The following is a 6193-nucleotide window of genomic DNA, read 5'->3' on the forward strand; positions in this document are numbered from 1 at the left end:
CTGTATGGGGTATGATTCAAATCGATAATCTCGAAGAATTGACAAAAGGTCTTAGTGACCGCGAGTATACTAGTGTTTGGGCAGATATTAACAATATCATTATGGATGAAATTGACCATTATGAAGGCTTTATTCGTAATTTCCAAGATGATATGTATACCTTTGCTATTTCTCGTGGCGCCCTTCATGAGATGGAGGAAAACGGCTTTAAAGTGCTTGAACGCATTCGTAAATTGCCGTCCCCTCGTCAGGTGCCAGCTACGATTTCTGTAGGTATTAGCGAGAATGTAGGCACTGTAAAAGAGGTGTCTAGCCGTGCTCGCGCTGCCTTAGATATTGCATTAGGTCGCGGTGGTGACCAAGTGTGTATTATGGATGGTGAAAGCACCCGCTTCTTCGGCGGCAATACAGCTGGCGTTGAGAAGAATACACGTGTTCGTGCTCGTGTAGTATCGCAAGCCTTACACGAACTTATGCTCGATTCCGATAAAATCCTTGTAATGGGCCACAAACGTGAAGACTACGATGCATTAGGTGGTATTATCGGTGTTGTAGCCATTGCACGGACTTTGGGAAAAGAATTGCGCATTGTGCTTTCAAAAGAAACGAGCGCCATCGATAAAATGGTGACTGTTCTTAAAGAAGATGAGTTCTGGAAAGAACATATTATCACTGTCGATGCAGCAAAAGCGTGGGTAGATGCGAATACGCTCACTATCGTATGTGATACGCATCGTCAAGAAATGGTAGCCGCTCAAGAGGCGCTTGAAATTTCTGAACGACGCATCGTTATCGACCATCACCGTCGTGCAGCGGACTTTGTAGAAAATCCATTGCTTACGTACTTGGAACCAACCGCATCATCTACATCTGAGCTCGTAACAGAGCTTGTACAATATGCAGGTGGTGGCGTAAAACTTTCAAAAGCTGAAGCTACGGGTATTTATGCGGGTATCGTACTTGATACGAAGAACTTTGTGCAACAAACTGGTGCTCGTACCTTTGAAGCGGCTGCATTCTTGCGCCGTGCAGGGGCGGATATTGAAAAGGTTAAACAATTGTTTATTGAAACCTTCGATTCTGTTCAATTGCGTGCTAAAATGGTATTTGAAGCCAGTCGAACTGAAGGGATTGCTATTTCCGTAGCACCTGAAGGTTTGAAGGATATGATGGCATTAGCTGCACAAAGTGCGGACATGCTCATCAGTAATGAAGATATTGAAGCAGCCTTTGTGCTTTACTCCTTGAATGACGGCGGTATCGGCGTTAGTGCTCGATCCAAAGGCAAGGTAAACGTACAGGTTGTAATGGAAGCCTTGGGTGGCGGTGGTCATAGAACTGTGGCTGGTGCCCAATTACAAGGTATGACGATAGAGGAAGCGAAGAAGGCTATTTTAGAGCATGCTCTTGAAGCCCTTCATTCCGCTGAGAAAGAGGAGGAAGAACAATGAAAGTAGTATTGTTAGAAGACGTTAAAAAGGTTGGTAAAAAAGGCGAAATCGTTGAAGTTAGCGACGCATATGGCCGTAATGTATTAATCAAAAAAGGTCTTGGCCTTGAAGGTACAGCAACTAACGTAAATAATGCGAAACAAAAACAAGAATCCATTGCTCACCACAAAGTTGTAGCGAATGACGAAGCTAAAATCTTGGCTGCTCAATTGGCTAAGGTTGAAGTAACTGTAAAAGTTCGCATGGGTGAAGAAGGTCGTGTATTTGGTTCCGTTACTGCAAAAGACATTTCCGATGCAGCTAAAGCGCAATACAAAGTAGATATCGATAAAAAGAAAATCGAAATCAAAGAACCGTTGAAAACATTAGGCGTACATGACGTACTCGTTCGTGTTCATCCTGAAATTACAAGTACTATCAAGGTTAACGTAGTAGCTGAATAATAGTGTTCACCATGCTCTTTGAGTATGGTGAATTCTTTTATCCATAGTGGTTTTGTAAAGGGGATTATCATGGATGTACGCATTCCACCGCATAATTTAGATGCGGAAAAGGCCGTTTTGGGGGCTTTATTAACGAATGGATCCAACTCGGGTGCCGTTGTTGATACGGTAACGAGTATTCTAAAATCTGAAGACTTTTACCGCGATGCGCATCGTATTATTTATGATGCTATCTTAGAAATCGTGCATGCTAACAAGACGGCGGACTTTATCACTGTTGGTGAAGAATTAGACCGTCGTAAGCGACTCGATGCGGTAGGCGGTCTTGCATATATTACATCTTTGGCTAATGAATCGGTGTCCTACAATGTAGAGGAACATGCGAAAATCATTAGTGAGAAAGCTCAGTTGCGCCGCCTTATCGATGCAGGGAATAAAATCGTAGGCATGACGTACGCTGGCGAAGATGAGCCAACGGCTATCCTTAACAAGGCGGAACAAATGGTATTGGACGTAAGTGGTCAAACACAGTCCGAATCATCATTTGCTCCTATTGGGGAGGTTGTATTATCTAACTTAGATAAATTAAATGCATTGCAACAGCATGATGGTGCTATTACAGGCGTTCCAACAGGCTTTAAAGATGTGGACCATGTCTTCAATGGTTTACAAAAATCTGACCTCATCCTCGTAGCAGCCCGTCCTGCGATGGGGAAAACGGCTTTCACCTTGAATATTGCTCAAAACGTAACGATGTTGTACGACAAGACGGTAGCATTCTTCTCCCTAGAAATGGGTAAGGAACAGCTCGTTGGTCGTATTCTATCCTCCGTGGCAGGTGTGAGTTCTGAAAAATTGCGCCGTGCGAACATGGACCCTACTGACTGGGAAAAGGTTATCGCCGCTGCGGACCGCATGAGCAAATCCAAGCTCTTTATTGATGATACGCCGGGCCTTACCGTGCAAGATATGCGCTCTAAATTGCGCCGTCTTAAGGTGGAACATGGTCTCGATCTCGTTATCGTCGACTATATTCAGTTGATGCAAGGCCGCAACTCCGGTAAGGGTAGTGAGAACCGTCAACAAGAGGTATCTGAAATCTCTCGTAACCTCAAATTGATCGCTCGTGAGTTCAATGTGCCGCTCATCGCCTTGTCTCAGTTGTCTCGTAGTGTTGAAAGCAGACCAGATAAACGGCCTGTACTATCTGACCTTCGTGAATCTGGTTCTCTTGAACAAGATGCGGATATCGTTATCTTCTTGTACCGCGATAAATATTACGATGAAAACTCCGAAAAAGGGGACAACGCAGAAGTCCTTATTCGTAAGCACCGTAATGGTTCCGTCGGTACCGTGGAACTCCAATTCATTGGGGAATTAACTCAATTTAGAGACGTGGAATTCCGAGACATGGGGCCGGAACAATAATGAAAACTATCGGGCCGTGTCTATATTGATGGGGCCCGACTTTATTTCGACAACTTAGTTACAAAAAAGCACCACCTATTTCGTGGCTCCAAACGACGCGTAAGTCGCCCCTCGATAGGTGGTGCTCTTTTTGTATTACGTTAGCAAAATAAGTCCCATCAATATATAATAGAACTAGATAGTTTTCATTGTATTGTTTGGAAAGGAGCGCGTGATGGGTAGAGGCATGGAGTTTTTTGTATTTTACTTTTGTTGTGTGGCTCTTTGGTTAATACTTAGTGGGTTGTATTTAATTATCAAACGATTTGTATTACGTCGCAATGGAACTCCAGTAACGATTGTGTCTATACTTCCACGAGTTATAAAGGAAATACCATTAGCTCGTGGTATGGATAAATATATTTATGGTTATGATATTAAGTATATCTTGAATGGTGAGACTCATACTGCTGAAAGTGTAGAGTTTTATATTCCTTTTGCACCAACCAGTGGACCTATGGTTCAATTTAGTCCGACAGGTGTGCTTGCAAAAAATGGAGAAGTAAGTATAGATAATGTGACGATAACTATTGAGTATGGCGCTGTTTCAATTGTATTAGGGGGATTAGTGTTATTAAGTTTGTTTTGATAGAAATAAATTAGCTATCTTTAATAGTCTGTTAAACATATGGCATCTAACATTAGATTATATATCTAGTGTTAGGTGCTTTTTATTTTTCTATAAATTTACCTTTATAATAACAAACATATGTTTGAAAATACTCTGTATTTTTGTTATACTAATCATAGAAATTCTTCTTTTTATATTTCTTGTGAAGGCTAGTGGTTTAGCGGTTTGAGGAGGTGTTTGTATGGGTTCAGCTGATACGGATCGAATGTATATGTGCATTGATTTGAAGAGTTTTTACGCGTCTGTGGAGTGCGCCGATTTGGGGCTGGATCCGTTTACAACGCCTTTGGTGGTGGCCGATGGGTCTCGTGGCAAAGGGGCTATTACATTGGCTATTTCACCGGCTTTAAAAAAGTTAGGTGTTAAGAATCGAACGCGTCTCTTTCAGATTCCGCCTCATGTGGAGTATTTGACGGTAAAGCCGCATATGAAGCGGTATATGCAGGTGTCTGCTGAGATTTACGGGGTTTTGCTCAAGTATGTGGCGCCTGAGGATGTGCATGTATACTCTATCGATGAGTATTTTATCGATATTACGCCTTACTTGCCACTCTACAAGAAAACGCCTCGTGAGCTGGCGCAGATGCTACTTGATGCGGTACTAGAGGCGACCAAGATTTATGCTACTGTTGGGATTGGCACGAATTTATTCCTCGCCAAGGTTGCTCTCGATATCTTGGCAAAACATGCGCCTGATTTTATAGGGGATCTTGATGAAAGCCTCTTTAAAGAGAAAATCTGGTATCATCAGCCCTTGACCGACATTTGGCAGATTGGTAACGGCATAGCCAATCGCTTGCACAAGTATGGCGCGTATGATCTGCATGGTATCACCATGGTTCCAGAGGCTAAGCTATATAAGGAGTTTGGCGTTAACGCCGAGCTCATCATCGATCATGCTTGGGGCCGTGAGCCTTGTACGATTGCAGATATCCATGCGTATCGTCCTATTAAGCATTCTATCTCACATAGCCAGATTTTGTTGCGTAACTATACGTACGAAGAGGCATACGTGCCTATGCGGGAAATGGTAGAGTCCTTGGTACTAGAGCTTTTACAAATCAAAGGGGTTACGAATCATATTCACGTTCATATTGGCTATGCAGATGATATGGTGCGCTCTACTGGAGGTTCTAAAAAGCTTAAACAGTACACTGATTCATTGCAAGCATTAACGACGGCAGTAATTAAATTATATGAACAACATTGCCATAAAAATGAACTTATACGGCGTATAGGCGTAAGCTTTGAGGATTTAGTCAATCGCTCTGCTATACCTCAGGAGGTAGATTTATTCAGCTCTCTTGCGACGGAGGAAGAGGAAAAGGAGCGGCAAGTACATGAGGCGATGTTATCTATCAAGGAGCAGTTCGGTAAAAACTCTATTTTACGTGCCTCTAGCTTGCAAGATGAAGGGACAATGCGCTTTAGAAATACCTTGGTAGGTGGTCATAATGGAGAATAAATTAATGAAGCATCGTATGTCTCGTTTACAACGGGCAAAACAATTTATGCCCTTTGCGGCATTAAAGGGCTTTGAAGCTTTATTATCAGCTGTAGCACGGCCGAAGGAGAGTCGAGTAGAGCTATCGGAGGATCAAATCGAAGAAGTAAATAAAGCCTTGCAGCTTTTACGCTGTGGAGATTGGGTGCGTGTGGTTTATTATGACAAGCACAAATATACAGAAATCATCGGTCCTGTAGATGTGATTAATAAGCGCTTACAAATACTAGTTGTACAGGGGGTTGAGATTTCATTTAGAGATATTAAGGCTATTAACCTGTATGATATGGATATCTAAGCAATTATGTTTATATATATATCTTAGCTAGGTTATCTGATATAGATACCTAAGTACTTATGTTGAAATATGGCTTATGTTTAGAGTTATTTGATATGCCTGACTAAGTAATTACTTTTAGGTATGTCTTGTAACTAGAGTTAGGAGGGAATTAAGTATACAATGGTATTATGGACTATGATTTAATCGTATTCTAATGGAGTGTTTTATAGGGTGCGATTTGCCGTAAGACGCATATACAATCGCTTTTATTACGTACAAGAGAAAGGCGGTGTATGTAATGCCTGATGTCATATCATTACTTATCAATCGCTATGATTTTTTCCTCCAGTTGTTATGGGAGCATATAGAAATTTCAGTATTAGCTTCTGTTATTGCTACCATCATTGGTGGATTATT

General features: G+C 41.9%; 6 protein-coding genes. All 6 read left to right on the forward strand.

The window, feature by feature from the left end:
- Positions 1–1451: DHH family phosphoesterase (locus QZ548_RS07145; protein WP_295869351.1), on the forward strand; the 1451-nt coding region annotated here is incomplete at its 5' end.
- The gene (gene rplI, locus QZ548_RS07150) at positions 1448–1894 is read left to right on the forward strand and encodes a 50S ribosomal protein L9 (protein ID WP_105089868.1); all 447 of its coding nucleotides are present in this window, start codon (positions 1448–1450) and stop codon (positions 1892–1894) included. The genes QZ548_RS07145 and rplI, both read left to right, overlap by 4 nt.
- A gap of 69 nt (positions 1895–1963) precedes the next feature.
- Positions 1964–3322, forward strand: a complete 1359-nt coding sequence (dnaB, locus tag QZ548_RS07155; RefSeq protein ID WP_039968875.1) for a replicative DNA helicase — start codon at positions 1964–1966, stop codon at positions 3320–3322.
- A gap of 214 nt (positions 3323–3536) precedes the next feature.
- Positions 3537–3950, forward strand: a complete 414-nt coding sequence (locus tag QZ548_RS07160) for a hypothetical protein (RefSeq protein WP_295869353.1) — start codon at positions 3537–3539, stop codon at positions 3948–3950.
- 223 nt (positions 3951–4173) lie between these two features.
- Complete coding sequence (locus QZ548_RS07165) at positions 4174–5457, forward strand: DNA repair protein (RefSeq protein ID WP_295869355.1); 1284 nt, start codon at positions 4174–4176, stop codon at positions 5455–5457.
- Positions 5458–5461: 4 nt separating this feature from the next.
- Positions 5462–5794, forward strand: coding sequence for a YolD-like family protein (locus QZ548_RS07170; RefSeq protein WP_039969300.1), 333 nt, complete (start codon positions 5462–5464; stop codon positions 5792–5794).
- Positions 5795–6193 lie beyond the last annotated feature (399 nt).

The sequence above is a fragment of the uncultured Veillonella sp. genome, assembly GCF_915069625.1.
Lineage (GTDB): Bacteria > Bacillota > Negativicutes > Veillonellales > Veillonellaceae > Veillonella.